At 66.6% G+C, this 23,648-nt stretch carries 18 protein-coding genes and 1 pseudogene; 14 read left to right on the forward strand and 5 right to left on the reverse strand.

The genetic code is table 11. From position 1 onward, the window contains the following. Positions 1–51 precede the first annotated feature (51 nt). Positions 52–576 carry a GNAT family N-acetyltransferase gene (locus ISF28_RS24785; RefSeq protein ID WP_198119846.1) on the reverse strand — a complete coding sequence of 175 codons (525 nt, stop codon included), beginning with the start codon at positions 574–576 and terminating at the stop codon, positions 52–54. A gap of 13 nt (positions 577–589) precedes the next feature. Beyond that, positions 590–2,092 carry a peptide MFS transporter gene (locus ISF28_RS24790; protein WP_198119847.1) on the reverse strand — a complete coding sequence of 501 codons (1,503 nt, stop codon included), beginning with the start codon at positions 2,090–2,092 and terminating at the stop codon, positions 590–592. 1,022 nt (positions 2,093–3,114) lie between these two features. On the opposite strand from ISF28_RS24790, the pseudogene ISF28_RS31295 reads away from it, so the two are divergent. The 4 genes and pseudogenes from ISF28_RS31295 to ISF28_RS24805 form a co-directional block, all read left to right on the forward strand. Continuing rightward, positions 3,115–3,936 (forward strand): annotated as a pseudogene (locus ISF28_RS31295) (sensor histidine kinase); the annotation flags it as partial. A 70-nt stretch (positions 3,937–4,006) separates the two neighbouring features. Then, positions 4,007–4,321, forward strand: a complete 315-nt coding sequence (locus ISF28_RS31300; RefSeq protein ID WP_370663496.1) for a response regulator — start codon at positions 4,007–4,009, stop codon at positions 4,319–4,321. A 257-nt stretch (positions 4,322–4,578) separates the two neighbouring features. Further along, the gene (locus ISF28_RS24800) at positions 4,579–7,902 is read left to right on the forward strand and encodes a PAS domain S-box protein (protein WP_198119849.1); all 3,324 of its coding nucleotides are present in this window, start codon (positions 4,579–4,581) and stop codon (positions 7,900–7,902) included. 150 nt (positions 7,903–8,052) lie between these two features. Then, positions 8,053–8,373, forward strand: coding sequence for a hypothetical protein (locus ISF28_RS24805; protein ID WP_198119850.1), 321 nt, complete (start codon positions 8,053–8,055; stop codon positions 8,371–8,373). A gap of 3 nt (positions 8,374–8,376) precedes the next feature. On the opposite strand, the gene ISF28_RS24810 is transcribed toward ISF28_RS24805, so the two are convergent. From ISF28_RS24810 to map, 3 genes are read right to left on the reverse strand one after another with little or no spacing between them, the layout of a single operon-like run. Then, positions 8,377–9,123 carry a pseudouridine synthase gene (locus tag ISF28_RS24810; RefSeq protein WP_198119851.1) on the reverse strand — a complete coding sequence of 249 codons (747 nt, stop codon included), beginning with the start codon at positions 9,121–9,123 and terminating at the stop codon, positions 8,377–8,379. Positions 9,124–9,168: 45 nt separating this feature from the next. Further along, positions 9,169–11,778, reverse strand: a complete 2,610-nt coding sequence (locus ISF28_RS24815) for a [protein-PII] uridylyltransferase (protein ID WP_370663495.1) — start codon at positions 11,776–11,778, stop codon at positions 9,169–9,171. A 29-nt stretch (positions 11,779–11,807) separates the two neighbouring features. Next, positions 11,808–12,632 (reverse strand): type I methionyl aminopeptidase, encoded by an 825-nt coding sequence (map, locus tag ISF28_RS24820; RefSeq protein ID WP_198119852.1) that lies wholly within the window; start codon positions 12,630–12,632, stop codon positions 11,808–11,810. 268 nt (positions 12,633–12,900) lie between these two features. On the opposite strand from map, the gene rpsB reads away from it, so the two are divergent. The 10 genes from rpsB to ISF28_RS24870 all read left to right on the forward strand — a co-directional run bounded on the left by rpsB (position 12,901) and on the right by ISF28_RS24870 (position 23,585). Continuing rightward, positions 12,901–13,647, forward strand: coding sequence for a 30S ribosomal protein S2 (gene rpsB, locus ISF28_RS24825; protein ID WP_198119853.1), 747 nt, complete (start codon positions 12,901–12,903; stop codon positions 13,645–13,647). Between the two features lie 109 nt (positions 13,648–13,756). Then, positions 13,757–14,665 (forward strand): translation elongation factor Ts, encoded by a 909-nt coding sequence (gene tsf, locus ISF28_RS24830; protein ID WP_198119854.1) that lies wholly within the window; start codon positions 13,757–13,759, stop codon positions 14,663–14,665. Positions 14,666–14,853: 188 nt separating this feature from the next. Beyond that, entirely contained in the window at positions 14,854–15,570 is a 717-nt protein-coding gene (gene pyrH / locus ISF28_RS24835; protein ID WP_198119855.1) for a UMP kinase, read from the forward strand. Between the two features lie 27 nt (positions 15,571–15,597). After that, positions 15,598–16,158 carry a ribosome recycling factor gene (gene frr, locus ISF28_RS24840; RefSeq protein ID WP_198119856.1) on the forward strand — a complete coding sequence of 187 codons (561 nt, stop codon included), beginning with the start codon at positions 15,598–15,600 and terminating at the stop codon, positions 16,156–16,158. Between the two features lie 131 nt (positions 16,159–16,289). Continuing rightward, the gene (gene uppS, locus ISF28_RS24845) at positions 16,290–17,048 is read left to right on the forward strand and encodes a polyprenyl diphosphate synthase (RefSeq protein WP_198119857.1); all 759 of its coding nucleotides are present in this window, start codon (positions 16,290–16,292) and stop codon (positions 17,046–17,048) included. Then, positions 17,048–17,875 (forward strand): phosphatidate cytidylyltransferase, encoded by an 828-nt coding sequence (locus ISF28_RS24850; protein WP_198119858.1) that lies wholly within the window; start codon positions 17,048–17,050, stop codon positions 17,873–17,875. Before uppS ends, ISF28_RS24850 begins: the two co-directional genes overlap by 1 nt. A 103-nt stretch (positions 17,876–17,978) precedes the next feature. After that, positions 17,979–19,154 (forward strand): 1-deoxy-D-xylulose-5-phosphate reductoisomerase, encoded by a 1,176-nt coding sequence (ispC, locus tag ISF28_RS24855; protein ID WP_198119859.1) that lies wholly within the window; start codon positions 17,979–17,981, stop codon positions 19,152–19,154. A gap of 40 nt (positions 19,155–19,194) precedes the next feature. Next, positions 19,195–20,541, forward strand: coding sequence for an RIP metalloprotease RseP (gene rseP, locus ISF28_RS24860; protein WP_198119860.1), 1,347 nt, complete (start codon positions 19,195–19,197; stop codon positions 20,539–20,541). Between the two features lie 123 nt (positions 20,542–20,664). After that, positions 20,665–23,025, forward strand: a complete 2,361-nt coding sequence (gene bamA, locus ISF28_RS24865) for an outer membrane protein assembly factor BamA (protein ID WP_198119861.1) — start codon at positions 20,665–20,667, stop codon at positions 23,023–23,025. A 38-nt stretch (positions 23,026–23,063) separates the two neighbouring features. Next, positions 23,064–23,585 (forward strand): OmpH/Skp family outer membrane protein, encoded by a 522-nt coding sequence (locus ISF28_RS24870; protein ID WP_229519363.1) that lies wholly within the window; start codon positions 23,064–23,066, stop codon positions 23,583–23,585. Positions 23,586–23,648 lie beyond the last annotated feature (63 nt).

The following is a 23,648-nucleotide window of genomic DNA, read 5'->3' on the forward strand; positions in this document are numbered from 1 at the left end:
GATGGGTTGCGCGTGCGCCACGCCGGCGCGGGCTCGGCGCGCCGCGGGCGGCTAAGCGCGCGCCAGCCAGGCCGCGCGCGGGAGCACGTGCAGGGCGACCTCCATGCCGTCGCACGGTTCGAGGCCCACATAGCGCATGCCGAGGCGCTCCATCACCCGTTGCGAGGCCGTGTTGTCCGGATGCCGGATCGCGCACAGGCGCGGCGCGTCCAGCACGGCGAACGCATGGTCCGCCATCGTGACGGCCGCCTCGGTCGCGTAGCCCTTGCCCCAGTGTTCGCGGCGCAGGCGCCAGCCGATCTCGTGCGGGGCGGCGCGGTCGAGCCGCAGGTGCTGGATGCCGCCGGCGCCGACCACCTCGCCGCTGTCCCGGTCGAGCAGCGCCCACCAAGAGTAGCCCCATTCCGCCCAGCGGGTGCGCACCCGGGCGATCATGGCGCGCGTCTCGTCCGGCGTTTCCGGCCGGCCGAGCAGGTAGCGCATCACGTCCGGGTCGCGGTTCATGGCGTGCAGGCCGTCGAAGTGGGCGTCGGCGAACGGTTCGTAGCGCAGGCGGCTGCTGGTCAGGACGGTCATGGCGGCCAGGTCGTCAGTTGTGCGCGTGGTGCGTGGCCGAGAGCCGGCGCATCAGCGGCAGCACGGCCAGGGCGATGGCGGTGCAGACCAGCGCGCCGACGCCCAGCTTGTTGAACAGGCTCGTATAAATCGGCAAAGTCCGCACGGGATCGGTGATGTCGCTCGGCACGCTGGCCAGGTTGGCGACGACGCCGCCCAGGTATTGCGAGATGCCGGTGGCGACGTAGTACGCGCCCATCATGAAGCCGCTCATGCGCGCCGGCACGTAGCGCGCCACCATCGCCAGGCCCAGGCCCGAAACGAGCAGCTCGCCCAGCGAATACAGGCCGTAGCCGGCCACCATCACCCACGACGACGTCTTGCCGCCGACGGCGAACGTGCCGGCCACGCCGTATGCGAAGAAGCCGAGCGCGACGGCGAGGAAGCCCAGGGCGAACTTGCCGGCGATCGACATGTCGCGGCCGCTGCGGCCGGCGGCACCGTACGCCCAGGCCAGCACCGGCGACAGCACCATGATCCAGATGGCGTTCAGCGCCTGGAACTGGGCCGGGGCCCAGTCGAACAGGTGGACGCCGAACAGCGAGAATCCCAGGTCGACGTTGCGCAGGGCGAACAGCGCCAGCGACGTCGACATCTGCTGGTAGAAGATGAAGAAGAACACGGACTGCAGGGTCAGCACGAGGGCCGCCGTCAGGCCGGCGCGCTCGCTCGGCGCGCTCTTGCGGATCAGGTGGATGAAGATGCCCAGCACGACCAGGCCCGCCAGGTAGACGAAGATGCGCGCCAGCGTCTGGTACTCGAGGATCACGGCCGACACGCCGACCATCGCGACGCCACCGGCCAGCACGGCGACGAGCTTGCCGACGTCGAGCGGGTGTTCGTCCGGCTGCGAGCCCACGTGGGCGATCGTCGCGCGCATCAACATGACGTTGAACAGGCCGACGACGAGGCCGACGCTGCAGGCGCCGAACGCGATGTGCCAGCCGAGCTCGCCACCGTACGTGGCGTTGACGTAGTCCTTGATCCAGGGCGTGGCCAGCATCGAGATCGTCGAGCCGACGTTCACGGCCATGTAGTACAGCGTGAAGGCGCTGTCGATCTTCGAATCGTCGCCTTCGTAGATCTTGCGTACCAGGTTCGCCGCGTTCGGCTTGAACAGGCCGTTGCCGACGACGACCACGCCGAGGGCGCAGAACAGGAACCAGGTGTTTTCGGTGGGCACCGCCATCAGCGCGTAGCCGACCGTGAGGACGAGGGCGCCCAGGACCATCGAGCGCTTGGTGCCGAGGACCTTGTCACCGATCCAGCCGCCGATCGCGGGCGAGACGTAGATCAGTGCCGCCGCGGCGCTCCAGACGAGGTTGGCGCGGCTGTCGTCGAAGCCGAGGCGCTGGACCATGAAGTACACGATCAGCGCCTGCATGCCGTAGTAGCCGAAGCGCTCCCACATCTCGATCAGGGCGATGGTGAGGAACGAACGGGATTGGGTGGGGAGGGGTGGGATTTCGGTTTTCATGGCACTCCAGGGGTAGGCCGGTGGCCTCGTGAGCCCGGCAAAGCGTGGATGCTACGCCAGAGCAAGGGAGAGTGCAACCAGGGAAAACCCTGACCTGACAGGGCGTATGCAATTTTTTACCTGCGCACGATTCAATCGGATCTTGCTGAATATACAATCGGAAGATTCGGAACTCATCATCGGAAGCCATGAGAGTACGTACGCATCTTGCGCTGCTGGCCGCCGTCGTCTTCCTGCCCGTGATCCTCGGATCGGCGATCGCCATCCGCCTGCTGCTCGATGCGGAACGCGAGGCCGTGCTGCGCAGCATGCAGGAATTGGCACGGGCCACGGTATTGACGATGGACCGGGAGCTGACGGCCGCGCTGGCCAGCGGCCAGGCGCTGACGACGTCGCTGAGCCTGTTCCGCGGCGATTTCGCGACGTTCTACAGCCAGGCGAAGAGCGCCAATGCCGGCAGCGGCCGCGAAACCGTGCTGCTGCGCGCGGACGGCGAGCAGGTGTTCAACACCGCCCGCCCGTACGGCGCGCCGGCCGGACAGCCTTCGGCCGCCACGCGCCTGCGGGTGCGCACGGTGCTCGAGCGCGACGTGCCGGCGGTGTCCGGCCTGATCGTCGACGACCCGTTGCGCAGCGTCGTCGTGGCGGCCCAGATTCCCTTCACGCTGGCCGACGGCCGCCGCATGCTGCTCGGCGAGCGCATCGCGGCGCGCGCCCTGAACGCCAGGCTGCCGGCGGACGTGCCGGCTTCGTGGCTGATCTCGGTGTTCGACCGCGCCGGCAGCACCATCGCGCGCCGCGAAGGCACGGCGATGGCTGCCGCGCTGGCCCGGTCGCCGTTGTCCGGCTGGACGGCCGCCGTCGGCGTGCCCGTCGCGGAACTGGAGGCGACGGCCGCGCGCGCCGTCTCGCTCACGGCCGGCACGCTGTTGTGCGCGGTGGCGCTGGCGTGCCTGGGCGCGCTGCTGTTCGCGCGCCGCCTGCTGGCCGCCACGGAATACCTCGGTGCCGCGACGGAAGGCATGGTCGACGGCTGGCTGCCGCCCCCGGCCGACCTGCGCATCACGGAACTGAACGCGCTGCAGAAGGTGCTGCACGCCGTGTCGACCCGGCTGATCCGCCTGGAAGCCGCGCGCCGGCGCCACCTGTCCGAGGCGCAGGCGGCGCGCAGCCTGGCCGAGGCGCAGAACCGGGCCAAGGACGAATTCCTCGCCATGCTGGGCCACGAACTGCGCAATCCGCTGGGCGCGATCAGTTCCGCGATCGCCCTGGTCCAGCTGGGCGCCGGCGGCCCGGCCGCCGAGCGCGCGCACCAGATCATCGGGCGCCAGAGCCGCCACCTGGCCCACCTCGTCGACGAACTGCTGGATGCGAACCGCGTGCTGAGCGGCCGCGTGACGCTGGCGCCCGTGCCGCTCGACCTTGCCGCGGCGGTGCGCGACGTCGTCCAGACCCTGCGGACGCAGGGCACGACGGCCGAGCACGAGGTCGAGCTGGACCTGGAACCGGTGTGGGTGAACTGCGACCCGACGCGGCTGCAGCAGGTGATCGGCAACCTGGTCGAGAACGCCGCCAAGTACACGCAGGCCGGCGGGTGGATCCGCGTGACGGTGCGCGCGGATGCCGGCATGGGCGAGCTGGCGGTGGCCGACAACGGCAAGGGCATCGACGCCGACCTGCTGCCGCGCATCTGGGACGTGTTCGTGCAGGGCCAGGTGCTCAGCCGCGCCAAGGGCGGTCTCGGCATCGGCCTGGCTGTCGTCAAGTCGCTCGTCGAGCAGCAGCACGGCACCGTGGCCGTCGCCAGCGGCGGGCCGCAGCAGGGCAGCACGTTCACGGTCCGGCTGCCGCTTGCCGCGGCCGCGGCCGGGCCGGCGCGTGCTGCTCGTCGAGGACAACGACGACCTGCGCGACATGACGTGCGCGCTGCTGCAGTCGCGCGGCTGCACGGTGATGACGGCGGCCGACGGCCGCGCCGCGCTCGCCCTGGCCGAGCGCCAGCGCCCGGACGTGGCCTTCGTCGACATCGACCTGCCGGACATCTCCGGCTACGAGGTGGCGCGCCAACTGGCGCGGCTGGGCGGCATCCGGCTCGTGGCCGTGACGGGCTACGGCCAGCCCGAGGACGTGCGGCGCGCGCTGGCCGCCGGCTTCGATCTGCACCTGAAGAAGCCCGTCCGCCTGGACGAACTGGAGCGTGCGCTTGGCGCGGCCGGCCAGGTGCGCTGAACCCTTTCATTTTGATTGCGATCGAAACGATAAGGCGCGAGACGGGTGTTATCGCTATCTAATTTATAGCGGCGACGTGGCGTCCAGGCCTCGCAGACAGGCCGTATTGACGCCTTCGCCACGATTTCGTGGGGTGCACGGCACGTTTTCTTTAAATATTGTTAAACGTGGCGAACACGATTGAAATTCGATTGGCGCTGATCGGATCGTCAAGTAATCTGAAGTTGTAGGGCGCAGGAAACCAACCATCAACGACCATGGCCGACTCGACACCTGACGCATCGATCGGAGTCCGCGACGACGCCGCCGTGGAAACCCTGCTGCGCGAACGCGCGGCCCACCTGCCCGTGCGCGACGGGGCGCGCGAGGCCGCCGCGCTGGCGCAACTGGCGCAGGCGCTGGCCGACGCGTCCGACGACGTCATGCAACGGCTGGCCGACGCGGCGTGCGCGCTGTGCGGGGCCGATGCCGCAGTCGTGGCCGTGCGCGACGACGGTCCGCCGGGGGCGCCGGACGGCGCGGGCACGGTGCGCTGGTGCGTCGCGTCCGGCGCGCTCGCCGGGCGGCAGGGCGGCCGCTGGCCGCTGGACGCCTGCGCGTGCGGCGCCGCCATCGAGTCCGACGGCGCCGTGTTGTTCGCCCACCCGGCCAGCAAATTCCCCTCGCTGCGCGCGGCCGGCCCGGCGCCGGCCGAATTCCTCGGCGTGCCCTGGCATATCGGCGGCGGCCCCGCCGGCGCGCTGGGCATCGTGCTGGCCGAGGGCGACGGCGCGCAGTTCGACGCCGAGGACCTGCGCCTGCTGCGCGCCTGCGCGCCGTTCGCGGCGGCCGCCCACCGGGCCGGCGGCGGCAAGGGCGCGGACGGCGTCGAGATCGAGCGCAAGGTGGAGGAGCGCCTGCGGCCCGTCCTCGAAAGCAAGGAGCACCTGGAGCGCGAGGTCGAGGAGAGCCGCGCGGCCGAGCGCCTGCTGCGCGACCACAAGGCCCTCATCGACGCCACCCTCAGCATCAGCACCGTCGGCGTGCTGTACTTCGACATCGACGGCACCGTCCGCGACGTCAATCCCGCGTTCGAGCGCATGACGGGCTATACCCGCGCCGAGCTGCGCACGATGCCGAGCTGGCGCGACATGACGCCGCCCGAGTTCTGGGACGTGTCGGCGCGCGCCCTGCGCGACCTCATCGACCATGGCGTCACGCTGCCTTACACCAAGCAGATGATGCGCAAGGACGGCACCCGCTGGTGGGGCTTGTTCGCGCCCGCGCGCATCTCGGGCGCGGGCGCGAACGCGCGCTGCGTGCTGTTCGTGATCGACGTCACCGAGAACAAGGAGACGGAGGCGCGCCTGGCCGAGAGCGAGGAGCGGTTCCGCGCGATGGTCGAGGGCTTCGCGCAGACCGTGTGGGAGACGGATGCGCACGGCCGCATCGTCGCCGGGTCGCCCAGCTGGACGACCTATACGGGTCAGTCGGAAGCGGCGTCGCTGGGCGTGGGCTGGATCGAGGCCGTGCACCCGGACGACCGCGCGTACGTGCTGCGCGAATGGCGCGCGGCCGTCGGCACGCGGCGGATCCTGAACGCGGAATTCCGCGTACAGGCGGCGTCCGGCGGCTGGCGCTGGACCAATGCGCGCGCCGCCCCGCTGTTCAACGCCGACGGGAGCGTGCGCAAATGGGTCGGCATGCACATCGACGTCGACGAGCGCCGCCGCACCCAGGCCGCGCTGGCCGAGAGCGAACGGCGCTACCGCATGCTGTTCGAGGCGATGGACGAGGGCTTCCTGCTGGCCGCGGTGCGTTTCGACGTGGAAGGCAAGGCAGTCGGCCTCGATTACGTGGAGGCGAATCCGGCTGCCGTGCGCATGGCCAACATCGCCTATGTCGGGCCGGGCCAGCTGCGCATGCATCCCGAACACGAGCCGTGCTGGCTGGAGGCCTGCGCCCAGGTCGTGCGCACGGGCGTGTCGAGCCGCTCGCAATGTTTTTCGCAGCCGCCGGCCAGCTGGTACGATTTCTTCGTCTATCCGGTGGGCGGGCGCCAGGTGCCGCGCGTGGCCATCCTGTTCCACGACATCACCGTGCGCAAGCGCGCCGAGGACGCGCTGCGCGAGAGCGAGGGCCGGTTCCGCGCGCTGGCCGACGCCTCGCCCGCGCTCGTGTACCAGTTCGACGTGGGCGGCAACGTCATCTACCTGAACCAGCGCTGCGTCGCCGCCGAGCTGGCGGCGGGGGAGGGCGCGACCGGCTGGCAGAACATCGCCCGGCCGGACGACATGGACGCCTACCTGCGCGACGTGTACGAGGGCATCCGCACGCGCGGCGCGTTCACCCAGCGCATCCGCACGCTGGTCGGGGACGGCAGCTGGCACTGGTTCGAATCGCACGCGTCGCCCTGGCATTCGGGCGACGGCGAGCACCGCGGCTACGTCGGCATCTCGCTCGACATCACGGGCGCCGTGCAGGCCGAGGAGGCCCTCAAGGCAGCCGACCGCCGCAAGGACGAATTCCTCGCGACGCTGGCCCACGAATTGCGCAATCCCCTGGCCCCGATCAGCAACGCCGTGCAGCTGATGCGCCGTCCGGACGGCCGGCGCCAGTCCGACCGCGTCGTCGAGATGGTGGGGCGCCAGGTGAAGCAGATGGCGCGTCTCGTGGACGATTTGATGGAAGTGTCGCGCATCACGCGCGGCAAGATCGACCTGAAGCTGGAGCGCGTGCCGTTCGCCGAGATCGTCCGCAGCGCCGTCGAAACGAGCCAGCCCATGATCGAGCGGGCCGGCCACCAGCTGGCCGTCGCGCTGCCGGAGCAGACCTTGTGCCTCGAAGCCGACCGGGTGCGCCTGACCCAGGTCTTTTCGAATCTGCTCAACAACGCGGCCAAGTACACGGACACGGGCGGCCGCATCTGGTTCGACGTGCGGCGCGAGGACGACCAGGCGGTGGCCACCGTGCGCGACACGGGCATCGGCATTCCGGCCGACGCGCTGCCGTGCGTGTTCGACATGTTCGCCCAGGCCCACCGCGCCGCCGGACGGGGGCAGGGCGGGCTCGGCATCGGCCTGACGATGGTGCGCAGCCTCGTCGAGATGCACCACGGCACCGTGGAGGCGCGCAGCGCCGGGCCGGGCCAGGGCAGCGAATTCATCGTGCGGCTGCCGCTCGCGCCGGAGCACGACGGGGAACAGGACGTGCCGCAACTGGGGCAGGCGCGGCCGGCCGCGCCGTTCCACGGCCAGCGCATCCTCGTCGTGGACGACAACCGCGACGCCGCCGATACGCTCGGCCTGCTGCTGGAAGCGGACGGGGCCGAGGTGCGCGTCGTGTACGACGGCCGCGCCGCGCTGGCGATGGCGGAATCGTTCCTGCCGACCAGCGTGCTGCTCGATCTCGGCATGCCCGGCATGGATGGCTACGAGGTCGCCCGCCGCCTGCGCCAGGACGACCGGTTCGCCGGCGTGCGCATCGCCGCGCTGACGGGCTGGGGGCAGGACGCCGACCGGCGCCAGACGCGCAACCGCGGGTTTTCCCATCATCTGACGAAGCCCGTCAGTATCGAGGAATTGCACCGCATTCTTGCTTGAAGGCCGTTGTAGGAGTTTGCTGAAACAATAAGTTACAAAATTGTGACATATGCGCCCTGCATTTTGCTCTCGTCTGTGCGCCAGCTAACGTCAATACTGCCGTTGCCTGGTTAGACTGAAATCAACGTCAACCGATGTTGGGAGGCAGCGATGGCGTGGATTTCACGATTCGTCAGATACCTGGGCGTCTTCAGCGACCCCCAGTTACACCCGGAAACGATTTCGGACCTCCCTCCGTTCGCGTTGCGCCAGACGCTGGAAGCGCTGCTGCGGGCCGGTTGGATGAAGACGTTCGAATACGATGCCGAGGATGCGTGGGTCGACTATGCGCGGGTGGATTTGCTGCGCGGGCGATCGAAGCTGAGGCTGGAGTGGGACCAGGACAGCGGCGGCAGCGTCGAAGGGCCGCGGGCGGTGCTGGACGAGCTGCGCGTGCTTGATCCGTGGACCCACGTGCGGCATGCGCATTGATGGTTAAAACCGCTCGTCGGCGCCCAGGTAACGCCACTGTCCCGGCGGCAACTCGCCCAGCTTCACGCGGCCGATCCGCACGCGCTTGAGGCCCACGACCTTGAGTCCGACCATGTCGCACATGCGCCGGATCTGGCGCTTGCGGCCTTCCTTGAGCGTGAAGCTGAGCTGGTCGTCGTTCTGCCAGCGCACTTTCGCGGGCAGCAGGGGCTTGCCGTCCATCCACAGGCCGTGGTTCAGCTTCTTGAGGTCGGCGTCCGGCAGGCGGCCCGGCTTCGTGTACTGCACGCGCACGAGGTATTCCTTCTCGATGGACGTGGCCTCGCCGATCAATTGCTTGGCAATGCGGCCGTCCTGCGTCAGCACGAGCAGGCCGACGGAATCGATGTCCAGCCGTCCGGCCGGCACGAGCGATTTCAGCTGGGTCGGGTGGAATTGTTCGGGCGACGGGTCGTCCGTCCAGCGGTTTTCCGGTTTCACGAGCACGACGGCCGGCTTGTAGCCATCCTCGGCCTGGCCGCTGACGTAGCCGACCGGCTTGTTCAGCAGCACCGTCACGCGCTTCGCCTGCTGGGCGGCGGCCTGGCGCTCGACCGTGATCTTTTGGTGCGGCAAGACTTTGCTGCCGAGCTCGGACACCACCTGGCCGTCGACCCTCACCCAGCCTTTCGCGATCCATTCGTCGGCCTCGCGGCGGGAGGAGAGGCCCAGTTCGGACATGCGTTTGGACAGGCGTACGGGTTCGGTCATGGTCACTTCAAAAAAACAATCGGATCGAATCTCAAATCTCAAATCTCAAATCTTGACGGCATCCAGCAGCTCGGTCTCCAGCTGCACCTGCACGCGCTGGTTGTTCAGCGCTTGCCCGTCGATGAGGAACACGTCCTCGACGCGCTCGCCCAGGGTCATGATCTTGGCGGTGTGCAGGTTGATGCGGTAGCGCGCGAGCACGTTCGCGATCGCGTACAGCAGGCCGTTGCGGTCGTTCGCGCCGATCGACAGCACCCAGAACTGACCGCGCTCGTCCGGGCGCATGTCCACCGTCGGCGTGACGGGGAAGTTGCGCGACATGCGCGACAGCCGCCCCCGCAGCGGCGGCGACAACGGTTCCTGGCGCACGAGCACCTCGCACAGCTCGTGCTCGATCAGGTTGATGATGTCGCGGTAGCTGTTGGCGAAATGTTCGTCCGTGATGAGGAAGGTGTCGAGCGCGTAGCCGTCCTTCGTCGTGTGGATCTTGGCGTCGAGGATGGAAAAATTCTTGCGGTCGAAATAGCTGCAGATGCGCGCGAACAGGTCCGGCTGGTCCTTCACGTACACCGTCACCTGCAGGCCTTCGCCGATGGGCGCGAGGCGCGACTTGACCACCGGTTTGTCGAGGCCCAGCTTGTCGACCAGGCAGCGGGTCTGCCACGCGATGTCGGACGCGTCGTGGCGCAGGAAGTAGGCCATGTCGAGCTGCTTCCACAGCGCTTCGTGCGCGTCCGCCGGCAGGCCGAACAGGCGCAGGGTGGCCAGCGCTTCCTGCTGGCGCGCGCGCAGTTCGCGGTCGGCGGACGGCGGCTCGCCGCCGAGCACGCGCAAGGTCATCTTGTACAGGTCTTCCAGCAGCTTGGCCTTCCACGCGTTCCACACCTTCGGGCTCGTGCCGCGGATGTCGGCGACGGTCAGCAGGTACAGCGCCGTCAGGTGGCGCTCGTCGCGCACGAGGCGGGCAAAGGCCTGGATCACGTCCGGATCCGACAGGTCCTGCTTCTGGGCGACCACCGACATCGTCAGGTGGTGCTCGACGAGGAACACGACCAGTTCGGTGTCTTCCTCGGACAGCGCATGGTCGCGGCAGAATTCGCGCGCGTCGGTCTTGCCCAGCTCCGAATGGTCGCCGCCGCGGCCCTTGGCGATGTCGTGGAACAGGGCCGCCACGTACAACAGCCAGCGGTCGCGGAAATTGGCGATCAGCTGGCTGCAGAACGGGTATTCGTGCGCGTGCTCCGTCATCGTGAAGCGCCGCATGTTGCGCACGACCATCATGATGTGCTGGTCGACCGTGTAGACGTGGAACAGGTCGTGCTGCATCTGGCCGATGATGCGGCGGAAGTTCGGCAGGTAGCGGCCGAGGATCCCCATGTCGTTCATGCGGCGCAGCGCGTGCACGAGGCCCGCGGGCGCCTGCAGCACGCGCAGGAACAGGGCGCGGTGCCGCGGGTCGGCGCGGAAGGCGTCGTCGATGAGGGTGCGCGCATGCCACAGGGCGCGCATCGTGCGCGCCGTCATGCCCTTGATGTCGGGGCGCTCCGTCATCAGCACGAAGATTTCCAGCACGGCCGACGGGCTCGATTCGAACGTGTCGTCCGCGGCGATGTCGATGAAGCCGCCCACTTCGTTGAAGCGCGGATTGATCGGCACCGGCTGCTGCGGCGTGGGGAACAGGTGCGCCTCGATGTTCTGCAGCAGGATCGTGTTCAGCTGGGTGACGGTCTTCGCGGCCCAGTAGTAGCGCTGCATCAGGAATTCGCTGGCGCGGCGCGCCTCCAGGCCTTCGCCCGTCGACGTGAGGCCGAAGGTTTCCGCGATCGCGGTCTGGACGTCGAACACGAGGCGGTCTTCGCGCCGGTTCGTCTGCAGGTGCAGGCGCACGCGGATGTCCTTGAACGCGTATTCCTTTTCCATCAACTGGCGCGCTTCCTCGCGCGTGATGAGGCCGCGGATCGCGAGCTGGGTCCAGGAATTGCCCAGGCCCGCCGCTTTCGCGACCCACAGGATCACCTGCAGGTCGCGCAGGGCGCCCGGGCTTTCCTTGACGTTCGGCTCCAGCGAGAACGGCGTGTATTCGTACTTGGCGTGGCGCAGCCGCATCTCGGCCGTCTTGGCCTGGAAGAAGGCCTGCGGGTCCATCGCCTCGTCGTAGCGGCGCTGCAGCTCGTTGAAGACGGTCTCGCTGCCCGTCACGAGGCGCGCTTCCAGCAGGCTCGTCTGTACCGTGATGTCGGCGGCGGACTCCGTCATGCATTCGTCCACCGTGCGGATGCTGTGGCCGATCTCCAGGCCCAGGTCCCACAGCAGTTGCACGAAATTCTCCAGCTTCGCCTGCACGATGGCGTCGGGCGCACTGCCCAGCAGGATCAGGAGGTCGACGTCGGAGAAGGGGAACAGTTCGCCGCGGCCGTAGCCGCCGACGCCCACGAGGGCGGCGTCGTGCGGCAGCCCGGCCGCGTGCCAGGCGTCCGTCAGCACCCCGTCGACGCTGTGGCGAAGGCCGCGCAACAGTTTTTCCGGCTTGCCGTTCTCGCGGAACTCGGCGATGACGAGCTGGCGCTCGGCCTTGAGGCGCTGCTTGAGTTGCAGCGGCTGCATCGGTTGCGGCGGCTGCGCGGCTTGGGAGGCGGCGATGGGGGCGGTGGACATGGGCGGCGAGCGTGGGCGGCGAACGTGGGTCAGGCGGCGACGGCGTCTTGCGGGCGGACGATGGCCGGCGGCGGCGGGGTGCCGGCCGACGTCGTCAGCACTTCATAGCCCGTCTCCGTCACGAGGATCATGTGTTCCCACTGGGCCGACAGGCTGCGGTCCTTCGTCTTGATGGTCCAGCCGTCCGGCATCTCGCGGATCTCGCGGCGGCCCGCGTTGATCATCGGCTCGATCGTGAAGATCATGCCCGTTTGCAACTCCTCGCCCGTGCCGGGACGGCCGTAGTGCAGCACCTGCGGCTCTTCGTGGAACACCTTGCCGATGCCGTGGCCGCAGAATTCGCGCACGACGGAATAGCCGGCCTTTTCCGCATGTTGCTGGATGGCATGACCGATGTCGCCCAGGTGCGCGCCCGGTTTCACCTTGGAAATGCCCAACCACATGCATTCATAGGTGATGTCCGTCAGGCGCCGTGCCAGCTTCGACGGTTCGCCGATGAAGAACATGCGGCTATTGTCGCCGTGATAACCATCCTTCGTGATGACGGTGACGTCGATGTTCACGACGTCGCCGTTCTTGAGGACCTTGTCGCCCGGAATGCCATGGCAGATCACGTCGTTGACGGAGGTGCAGACGGCTTTCGGGAACGGCGGGTAGCCCGGCGGCGCATAGTTCAGGGGGGCGGGGACGGTGCCTTGCACATTCACCATGTATTCGTGGCACAAGCGGTCCAGTTCGCCGGTGGTCACGCCCGCCTTGACGAAGGGCGTGATGTAGTCGAGCACCTCGGCGCCGAGGCGGCCGGCGATGCGCATGCCCTCGATGTCTTCCGGGGTCTTGATGGAAATTGCCATGTTTATCCGTTCTGCGATAAGTTCTGTGCCGGTCATTATATGTGATTCATAACGTCGCCGGGCCGCAGCCATCCGGCTGCCCCCTGCGGCGGCCTCCGGGAGCGTCATGCGTGCGCAAGCTTGAAATTCGTGTCAAATCCCGCTAGAATCTCGGGTTGCTCGTGTTCGTATCGAGCAACTTGTGAATGTAAATCGCGAATGCGGCCGAAAAGGGTGCCCATGAAAGGGTGGACTGGCCGTCATTCAAGACCCAACCCTGGAGAATACAATGTCTGTCACTATGCGCGAAATGCTGGAAGCCGGTGTTCACTTCGGCCACCAGACCCGTTTCTGGAACCCGAAAATGGCCCCGTTCATCTTCGGTCATCGCAACAAGATCCACATCATCAACCTGGAAAAGACCATGGCGATGTATCAGGATGCGATGAAGACCATCAAGCAGATCGCCGCCAACCGCGGCACGATCCTGCTGGTGGGCACGAAGCGCCAGGCCCGCGACATCATCGCCGCCGAAGCGCAGCGCGCCGGCGTGCCGTACGTCGACCAGCGCTGGCTGGGCGGCATGCTGACCAACTTCAAGACCATCAAGACCTCGATCAAGCGCCTGAAGGACATGGAAGCGGCCATCGAATCGGGTGAAGTCGAGAAGATGAGCAAGAAAGAAGCGCTGATGTTCTCGCGCGAACTGGAAAAGCTGCAGAAATCGATCGGCGGCATCAAGGACCTGCAGGGCGTGCCGGACGCGATCTTCGTCGTGGACGTCGGCTACCACAAGGGCGCCGTCACCGAAGCCGGCAAGCTGGGCATCCCGGTCATCGGCGTGGTCGACACCAACCACTCGCCGGAAGGCGTGACCCACGTCATCCCGGGCAACGACGACTCGTCGAAGGCCATCACCCTGTACGCACGCGGCGTCGCCGATGCGATCCTGGAAGGCCGTGCGAACGCCACCAACGAAATCGTCGAGATGGTCAAGTCGGCCGACGACTTCGTCGAAGTTTCCGAGCAAGCTTAATTCCCGGCGGGCGCTTGCCCGCTGAGCAGTAAAGGGGCGCCGAGCCTAAGATCGAGCGCCCCTTTTTGCAAGCAATTCCTGGATAGATAAACAAATTAGGAGAAATGACATGGCAGCGATTACTGCAGCGATGGTTGGCGAACTGCGCGCCAAGACCGACGCCCCGATGATGGAATGCAAGAAGGCACTGAACGAAGCCGACGGCGACATGGCACGTGCCGAAGAGATCCTGCGCGTCAAGCTGGGCGGCAAGGCCTCGAAAGCGGCATCGCGCATCACCGCTGAAGGCGTTGTGGCCGCTTACGTCGCCGGCAACGTCGGCGCGCTGGTCGAAGTCAATAGCGAAACCGACTTCGTCGCCAAGAACGACGACTTCCTGGCCATGTGCAACCTGGCCGCCAAGCTGGTCGCCGAGAACAACCCGGCCGACGTCGCCGCCCTGGCCGCCCTGCCGGTCGACGGCAAGACGTTCGACGACGTGCGTACGGCACTGATCGGTAAAATCGGCGAGAATATGACTGTTCGCCGCTTCCAGCGCTTCGAAACCACGGGCAAGCTGGCGTCGTACCTGCACGGCACCCGCATCGGCGTGATCGTCGACTACGACGGTGCCGACGAGCAAGTCGGTAAGGACGTCGCCATGCACATCGCCGCGATGAAGCCGGTCGCCCTGTCGGCAGAGCAAGTGCCGGCCGACCTGATCGAGAAAGAGCGTTCGGTTGCCCAGCTGAAAGCCAAGGAAGACGCCGACAAGGCCGTCGCCGAAGGCAAGCAGCCGCAATCGGCCGAGATCGTCGCCAAGCGTATCGACGGCGCCGTTCAGAAATACCTGAAGGAAGTGTCGCTGTTCAACCAGGCATTCGTGAAGAACGACAAGCAAAGCGTCGAGCAGATGCTGAAGGCCGCCAACACGACCGTGAAGGGATTCACGATGTACGTGGTCGGCGAAGGCATCGAGAAGAAAGTCGACGACTTCGCAGCAGAAGTGGCAGCCCAGATGGCTGCTGCCAAGCAGTAATAAAGAGAACGGGCCGCAAGGCCCGTTTTTACAACCGGTTGTAAGACCGTAGGGTGGGCACCCTGTGCCCACCAATGCATGCGTCACGTGAACGCATGGTGGGCACGGGGTGCCCACCCTACGTCCATCGGGGTGATTCCTCGATGGACGAACAGAAACAAACACATCTATTCTTAGGAGCCCCATTCATGACAAAACCAGCCTACCAACGAGTCCTCCTCAAACTGTCTGGCGAAGCGCTGATGGGCGACGATCCGTTCGGCATCAACCGCGCCACCATCGAACGCATGGTCGCCGACGTCGCGGAGGTGTCGAAGCTGGGTGTGGAACTGGCGGTGGTGATTGGCGGCGGTAACATCTTCCGCGGCGTGGCGCCGGGCGCGCAGGGCATGGACCGCGCGACGGCCGACTACATGGGGATGCTGGCCACCGTGATGAATGCGCTTGCGCTGGCCGACGCCATGCGCCAGCAGGGCATCACGGCGCGCGTGATGTCGGCCATCGGCATCGAGCAGGTGGTCGAGCCGTACGTGCGCCCGAAGGCGCTGCAATACCTGGAAGAGGGCAAGGTCGTCGTGTTCGCCGCAGGCACGGGCAACCCCTTCTTCACCACCGACACCGCCGCCGCGCTGCGCGGTTCGGAAATCTCGGCCGAAATTGTGTTGAAGGCAACCAAGGTCGATGGCGTATATACTGCCGATCCCAAGAAGGATCCGCACGCGACCCGCTACGAGTCGATCTCGTTCGACGAAGCGATCGCCAAGCACCTGCAGGTGATGGACGCCACCGCGTTCGCCCTGTGCCGCGACCAGAAGCTGCCGATCAAAGTGTTCTCGATCGTCAAGCCGGGGGCGCTCAAGCGCGTGATCATGGGCGAGGACGAGGGTACACTCGTACACGTTTAATCAATTTTAGAAATACAGGAGAGCAGCATGTCCGTCGCTGACGTTAAAAAAAGTGCCCAGGATAAGATGGCCAAGTCCATCGAAACCCTGAGAAGCAACCTGGCCAAGGTTCGCACCGGCCGCGCCCACACCGGCATCCTGGACCACGTGATGGTCGATTACTATGGTTCGCCGACCGCGCTGCCGATGGTCGCCAACCTGACCCTCATCGACGCCCGCACGATCGGCGTCCAGCCGTACGAAAAGAAAATGCTGAGCGTCGTCGAAAAGGCGATCCGCGAGTCCGACCTGGGCCTGAACCCGTCGACCTTCGGCGACATGGTGCGCGTGCCGACCCCGGCCCTGACGGAAGAACGCCGCAAGGAAATGGTCAAGCTGTGCAAATCGGAAGCGGAAGACGCGAAGATCGCCGTCCGCAACGTGCGCCGCGACGCCAACGAGCAGTTGAAGAAGCTGGTCAAGGACAAGGCGATCTCGGAAGACGACGAGCGCCGCGCCCAGGACGACGTCCAGAAGATGACCGACAAGGCCGTCGTCGACATCGACAAGCTGGTTGCCGAAAAAGAAAAAGAAGTCATGACGGTGTGATCCATGTTGCGGCGCCTGTGCGCCGCGGGTATCGTTGTGGACATCGGACCGGCAGGCAAGGCCTGACCGGTCCGTTCCACCTTTTGTTGCTATCCTCCTGCAGTCCGTTTGACCGCCATTTGGCCCGATTTATGATTTTCAAAAGTTCGACCACCGCAGTTCCGGAAGCGCCCAAGGTGCCGCGTCATATCGCCATCATCATGGATGGCAATGGCCGCTGGGCGACCAAGCGCCTGCTGCCCCGCGTGGCCGGCCACGTCAAGGGTGTGGACGCCGTGCGCAAGATCGTCGAAGCGTGCGTGGAACGCGGCGTCGAATACCTGACGCTGTTCGCGTTTTCGTCGGAAAACTGGCGCCGTCCCGCCGACGAGGTGTCCTACCTGATGGGCTTGTTCGTCACGGCGCTCGAGCGCGAAGTGGCGAAGATGCATGCCAATAACATCCGCCTGAAAGTGGTGGGCGACCTGTCGCGCTTCTCCCCCAAGCTGCAGGACATGATCGCCAACGCCGAGCGCCGCACCGCGAACAACTCGCGCCTGACCGTCACCGTGTGCGCCAACTACGGCGGCCGCTGGGACATCATGCAGGCGACCGGCAAGATGGTCGCCGCCAACCCGGGCGTGACGGAATACACCGAGGAGATGCTGGCACCGCACCTGGCGATGGCCTACGCGCCCGAGCCCGACCTGTTCATCCGCACGGGCGGCGAGGAGCGCATCTCCAACTTCCTCCTGTGGCAGCTCGCGTATTCGGAGCTGTACTTCACCGACGCCTTCTGGCCGGACTTTTCGCCCGAGTCGCTCGACACGGCGATCGCGTCCTACCAGAGCCGGGAACGCCGCTTCGGCCGCACCGGCGAGCAGGTCGCCAACAAGGCCAAGACAAACTGATGCTTAGAACCCGCGTCATTACCGCCGTCGTGCTGCTGGCAGTGTTGCTGCCAGTCCTTTACTTCAACAATTACACGGCGTTCGCGGTGGTGGCGACGGTGTTCTTCGGCGCCGCCATCTGGGAGTGCTTCCGGCTGTTCAACCCGGAGACGCACAATGCCCACGTGATCGCCATCGTGTGGGCGGCCGTGTTCGCGATGGCCGTGTTCACGGGACATACGAATCTGTCGTTCTGGGCCGCGCTCAGCGTCGCGCTGTGGATCGCCCGGTTCGCGCCGTCGCTGAAGATGGGCCTGCCGCCGCTGCACACGCCCGCGAATACGCTGCTGTCCCTGGTGTACGCGTTCGCCGTGGTCGGCTGCTTCGCCGCCATCGTCGACCTGTATTCCCATTCGCCGCTGTTCCTGCTGTCCGTGCTCGCGATCGTGTGGGTGGCCGATATCGGCGCCTATTTCTCCGGCAAGGCCTTCGGCAAGCGCAAGCTGGCGCCCTCGATCTCGCCCGGCAAGTCGTGGGAAGGCGCGATCGGCGGCGGCATCGCCGTGCTCGTGCTGGGCGGCCTGTCGGTCCAGTTCGGCGGCGACGCCTTTGCGAACACCTTCGCCGCGCGCGTCCAGCATCACTACGGCTGGCCCGCGCTCGTCGTGGTGCTCGTGCTGATGGTTGCCGCCAGCATCGTCGGCGACCTGTTCGAATCCCAACTCAAGCGGCGCGCGGGCATGAAGGACAGCAGCAACCTGCTGCCCGGCCATGGCGGCGTGCTCGACCGCATCGACGCGCTGGTCCCGGTGCTGCCGCTGGCCGCCCTGATCGGCGCGCGGCTGTAAGACCAGGCTGCTTCAACGCGGGCGGGCGCCGTCGCGGCGCGCGCCGTGCCAGAATCACTCAGCATCTGCCCGTGTTGGAGCGACCTTGACAATGGAACGCAACATGCAACACATCACTATTCTGGGCGCCACCGGTTCGATCGGCGTCTCGACCCTCGACGTGCTCGCGCGTCATCCCGACAAATACCGTGTCTACGCACTGTCCGCGCATGAACGCGTGGACGCGCTGGCCGCGCAATGCCGCGTGTTCCGGCCGCGGCGCGCCGTCGTCGGCTCGCCCGACGCCGCGGCGCGCCTGCGCGAGCTGCTGGCCGGCCTGCCCATCGACGTCGACCACGGCGAGGCGGCGCTGTGCGAGATCGCATCCAGCCCGGACACGGACACGGTGATGGCCGCCATCGTCGGCGCCGCCGGCCTCCCGCCCACGCTCGCGGCCGCGCGCGCGGGCAAGAAGGTCCTGCTGGCGAACAAGGAAGCGCTCGTCATGTCCGGCCAGCTGTTCATGGACGCCGTCAAGGAACACAAGGCCACGCTGCTCCCCATCGATTCCGAGCACAACGCCATCTTCCAGTCGCTGCCGGGCACGTACGGACGTTCGCCCGACGCGGCCGGCGTGGCCAGGATCCTGCTGACGGCGTCGGGCGGTCCGTTCCTGCAGCGCGCCGTCGACACGCTGGAACACGTGACGCCGGAAGAAGCCTGCAAGCATCCGAACTGGGCGATGGGCCGCAAGATCTCCGTCGACTCCGCCACGATGATGAACAAGGGCCTCGAAGTGATCGAGGCGCACTGGCTGTTCGGCGCGCCGGCCGACCGCATCGAGGTCGTCATCCACCCGCAGAGCGTGATCCACTCGATGGTGTCGTACGTGGACGGTTCCGTGCTCGCCCAGCTGGGCAACCCGGACATGCGCACGCCCATCGCCCACGCGCTCGCCTACCCGGAACGCATCGATTCCGGCGTGGCCCAGCTCGACCTGACGCAATGGGCCGCGCTGGCGTTCCACAAGCCCGACTTCGATCGCTTCCCCTGCCTGGCGCTCGCCTTCGACGCCTTGCGCGCGGGCGGCACGGCGCCCGCCTTGCTGAACGCGGCGAACGAAGTCGCGGTCCAAGCATTCCTGGAGCGCCGCATCGGCTTTCGCGCCATCGACCGCGTCGTGCGCCGCGTGATGGACGAGAACCCGCACGGCGCGGCTTCCAGCATCGAGGCCGTGATGGCCCAGGACGCGCGCGCCCGCGCCGCGGCCGAGCGCATCGTGCATGCGCTGTCAGCATGAGGTGATGGCACCTACACGCGGGTACTGACGGGAGAAAACCATGAACCTGATCCACACCCTGCTGGCCTTCGTCCTGGCGCTGGGCCCCCTGATCATCTTCCACGAGCTGGGTCACTACGTCGTCGCGCGCCTGTGCGGCGTGAAGGTGCTGCGCTTCTCGATCGGCATGGGACGTGTCGTGTGGTCGCGCCGCTTCGGCCCGGACCAGACGGAATGGGCCATCTCGGCGCTGCCCATCGGCGGCTACGTCAAGATGCTCGACGAGCGCGATCCGTCCACCGCGCCCGCCAGCGAGGCCGACCTGCCGCGCGAATTCACGCGCCAGAACGTGTGGAAGCGCATCGCCATCGTGGCGGCGGGCCCGGTCGCCAACTTCATCCTCGCCATCGTCGTGATGGCCGCGCTGTTCATGCACGGGAAGCAGGAGCCGGGCACGCGCCTGCGCGCGATGCCGCAGACGGCCGCCGTGTACCAGGCCGGCGTGCGCGGCGGCGACGTCGTCACGGCCGTCAACGGCCGGCCCGTGCAGTCGTGGACGGAGCTGCGCTGGGAACTCGTGCGCGCCGCCATCGACAAGCATGCGGCCGAACTGACCCTGCGCGGTCCCGAGTCCGGCGCCGCCCCGTATCGCGCCGTGCTGCCGGCCGACCGCATGGCCGCGCTGGACGTGGACGGCGACGTGCTGGGCGCGCTCGGCATGCAGATGTGGCGCCCGCGGCCGACGGTCGACAAGGTGCTGCCGGACGGCCCGGCCGCGCGCGCGGGCCTGCAGGCGGGCGACCTGGTGACGTCCATCGACGGCAAGCCCATACTGGACGGCATCGCCTTCATCGAGGCCGTGCGCGGCGCGGTCGGCAAGACGCTGCAGGTGGGCGTCCTGCGGGGCGACCGCCAGCTCGTCGTGCCGCTCACGCCCGAGCGCGACCCGCAGTCGGGCAAGGGCCTCGTGAAGCTGTTGATCGCGCAGGCGCCCGGGATGGTGACGGTGAAGGAGGGCCCGCTGGGCGCGTTCGCCAAGGGCGTAGAGCGCACGTGGGAGACGAGCGCGATGACCGTCAAGATGATCGCCAAGATGGTCGTGGGCGAGGTCTCGCTGAAGAACGTGACGGGCCCGATCACCATCGCGGACGTGGCCGGACAGACCGCGCGCTCGGGGCTCGAGCCCTTCCTCGAGTTCATCGCGTTCATCTCCATCAGCCTGGGTGTAATGAATCTGTTACCAATTCCCGTTCTGGACGGTGGCCATTTGCTGTATTATTCGCTGGAAGTTTTGACCGGGCGCCCCTTGCCCGCGCGGATCGGCGAGATCGCGCAGCGTGCCGGGGTGGGCCTGCTGTTCATGCTGATGGCGCTTGCCGTCTTCAACGACCTGGTGCGGCTGCTCTGAACACACGGCACTCCGATACATACGCCGCGCCCGCGGCGGGCATCGGAGTGTCCGGCTCGAGCAGGACAAGCGCCGGCGAAGAACACGTAACGTTGTCCAATGACTGACCCATTGATCTAACCGATGAATTTAAAACCCGAACGTTTTGCCCAGCCGCGTTTTGCCTTGCCCTCCCGTCGCAGCATGATCGGCGCCGCCGTGCTGGCCCTGTGTGCCGGCCACGCGTGGGCTGTCGCTCCCTTCGTCGTGAAGGACATCCGGGTCGAAGGCATCCAGCGGACCGAGGCAGGCACGGTGTTCAGCTACCTGCCGGTGCGCGTGGGCGAGACCTTCGACGACGAAAAAGGCACGGCGGCGATCAAGGCGCTGTACGCCACCGGCTTCTTCAAGGACATCCGCCTGGAAGAGGAAAACGGCGTGCTCGTGGTGCTGGTCGAGGAACGTCCCGCCATCGCCTCCGTCGACTTCACCGGCACCAAGGAATTCGAAAAGGACATGCTCGTCAAGGCGCTGAAGGAAATCGGCGTCGGCGAGACCAAGATCTTCGACAAGGCGTCGGTCGACCGCGCCGAGCAGGAACTCAAGCGCCAGTACCTGTCGCACGGCCTGTACGGCGTCAAGATCACGACCACCGTCACCCCGATCGAGCGTAACCGCGTGAACATCATGTTCAACGTGGACGAGGGCGACGTCGCCAAGATCAAGCAGATCAACATCGTCGGCAACAAGGCGTTCTCCGACAAGGAACTGCGCGCGCTGCTGCAGCTGAACACGTCCGGCTGGTTCACGTGGTATTCGAAGGCCGACCAGTACTCGAAGCAGAAGCTGACGGGCGACCTGGAGACCATCAAGTCGTGGTACCTGAATCACGGCTACCTGGAAGTGAACGTCGAGTCCACGCAGGTCTCGATCACCCCGGACAAGAAGGACATCTACCTCACCATCAACATCACGGAAGGCGAGAAGTACACCGTCTCCGGCATCAAGATGGACGGCGAGATGTTCGGCCGCGAGCAGGAACTGAAGAACCTGATCCTGCTGAAGCCGGGCCAGACGTACTCCGGCGACCTGCAGGAAGCGTCGAACAAGCGCATCGCCGACCGCCTGGCGAGCTTCGGCTACGCGTTCGCGAACGTCACCGCCAACCCGGAGATCAACCGCGAGAAGCGCGAAGTCGCCTTCACGTTCTTCGTCGATCCGGGCAAGCGCGCCTACGTGCGCCACATGACCATCTCGGGCAACACGATCACCCGCGACGAAGTGATCCGCCGCGAATTCCGCCAGTTCGAGAGCTCGTGGTACGACCCGAACCGGGTGAAGCTGTCGCGCGACCGCGTCGACCGCCTCGGCTACTTCAAGGACGTGACGGTCGAGACGCCGGAAGCGCAGGGCACCAACGACGCCGTGGACGTGAACATCGCCGTCGTCGAAAAGCCGACCGGTAACTTCATGATCGGCGGCGCGTTCTCGCAGGCGGAAAAATTCACCTTCACCGCGTCCGTCACGCAGGCCAACTTCGCCGGCAGCGGCAACACCGTCGGCGTGGAACTGAACACGAGCCGCTACAACCGCACGATCTCGTTCGCCCAGACCAATCCGTACTTCACGGACGACGGCATCTCGCGCGCCTTCCAGCTGTACCTGCGCACGTCGCGCCCGCCCGCGCTGAACATCGGTTCGTACACCGTGCGCCAGCAGGGCGGCAACCTGACGTTCGGCGTGCCGTTCTCGGAAATCGACACCGTCTTCTTCGGCGCCGGCCTGGAAAAGACCCGCCTCGAGACCGACGAGAGCTCGCCGACGTTGTACCAGCAGTTCGTCATGCAGAACTCGAAGGATCCGACTGCGAAGGCCACGGGCGTGGGCACGGCGACGACGAACGCCATCCCGTTCACCGTGGCGTGGGGCCGCGATTCGCGCGATTCCGCCATCACCCCGACCCGCGGCCGCTACCAGCGCGCCAACCTGGAAGTCGACGTCGTCGGCGACGCCAAGTACTACCGCGTGGTGTACGACCACGAGTGGTATCGTCCGATCACGCGCTGGATGACGCTGGCGCTGAAGGGCGAGTTGGACTACGGCGCGGGCCTCGGCGGCAACGCCTACCCGGTCTTCAAGAACTTCTACGGCGGCGGCATCGGCTCGGTGCGCGGCTACGAAAGCTCGTCGCTGGGCATCGTCGACCCGCGCACGTACGACGCGCTGGGCGGCGCCAAGCGCGTGATCGGCAACGCCGAGCTGCAGTTCCCGTTCCCGGGCAGCGGCCAGGATCGTTCGCTGCGCTGGTTCACCTTCGCCGACACGGGCCAGGTCTACCAGGAGCACGAACCGATCCGCACGTCGCAGCTGCGCTACTCGGCGGGTATCGGCCTGTCGTGGATTTCCCCGGTGGGCCCGCTCAAGTTGAGTTATGCTAAGCCCTTGAACGCGAAGCCGGGCGATCGCCTGGAGCGCTTCCAGTTCCAGATGGGTACCGGTTTCTGATCCGGCCCATCGCCGAGACAAGGATTGCGAAGAATATGTTGAAAAAATCGTTAGCCATGTTGCCGCGCAGCCTGGTGCTGGCGCTGCTGTGCGCCGGCGCGATGGCGCACGCTCAGGCGCAGACCGGTACGCCGAGCCGCATCGGTTTCGTCTACACGGAACGCCTGATGACCGAGTCCAAGCTCGCCAAGGCGGCGGACGCGAAGCTGCAGGCCGAATTCTCCAAGCGCCAGAAGCAGGTCGACGACATGGTGCAGCGCTACAAGCAGACCCGCGAGAAGTTCGACGAGGAAGCGCCGAAGCTGTCGGACCTCGACCGCACCAAGCGCACGCGCGAACTGCTCGACATGGAAAAGGACGTGCAGCGCATGCAGCGCGAGTACAACGAGGACCTGTTCCAGCGCAAGAACGAAGAGCGCGCCGCCATCGCCCAGAAAGCCTATAAACTGATCGAACAGGTGGCCGAGCAGGATCATCTCGACGTCGTGCTGCAGGAGGCCATCTGGACCAGTCCGCGCATCGACATCACCGATCGCATCCTCAAACTGCTCGACAAATAAGCAGGCAAGCAAGCCAAGGCGGCTCTGGATGCCGGCCGGCTCGGTGAGCGGCCGGCAGTTTTC

The sequence above is a fragment of the Massilia rhizosphaerae genome, from assembly GCF_016093545.1.
GTDB classification, from domain to species: domain Bacteria; phylum Pseudomonadota; class Gammaproteobacteria; order Burkholderiales; family Burkholderiaceae_D; genus Telluria; species Telluria rhizosphaerae.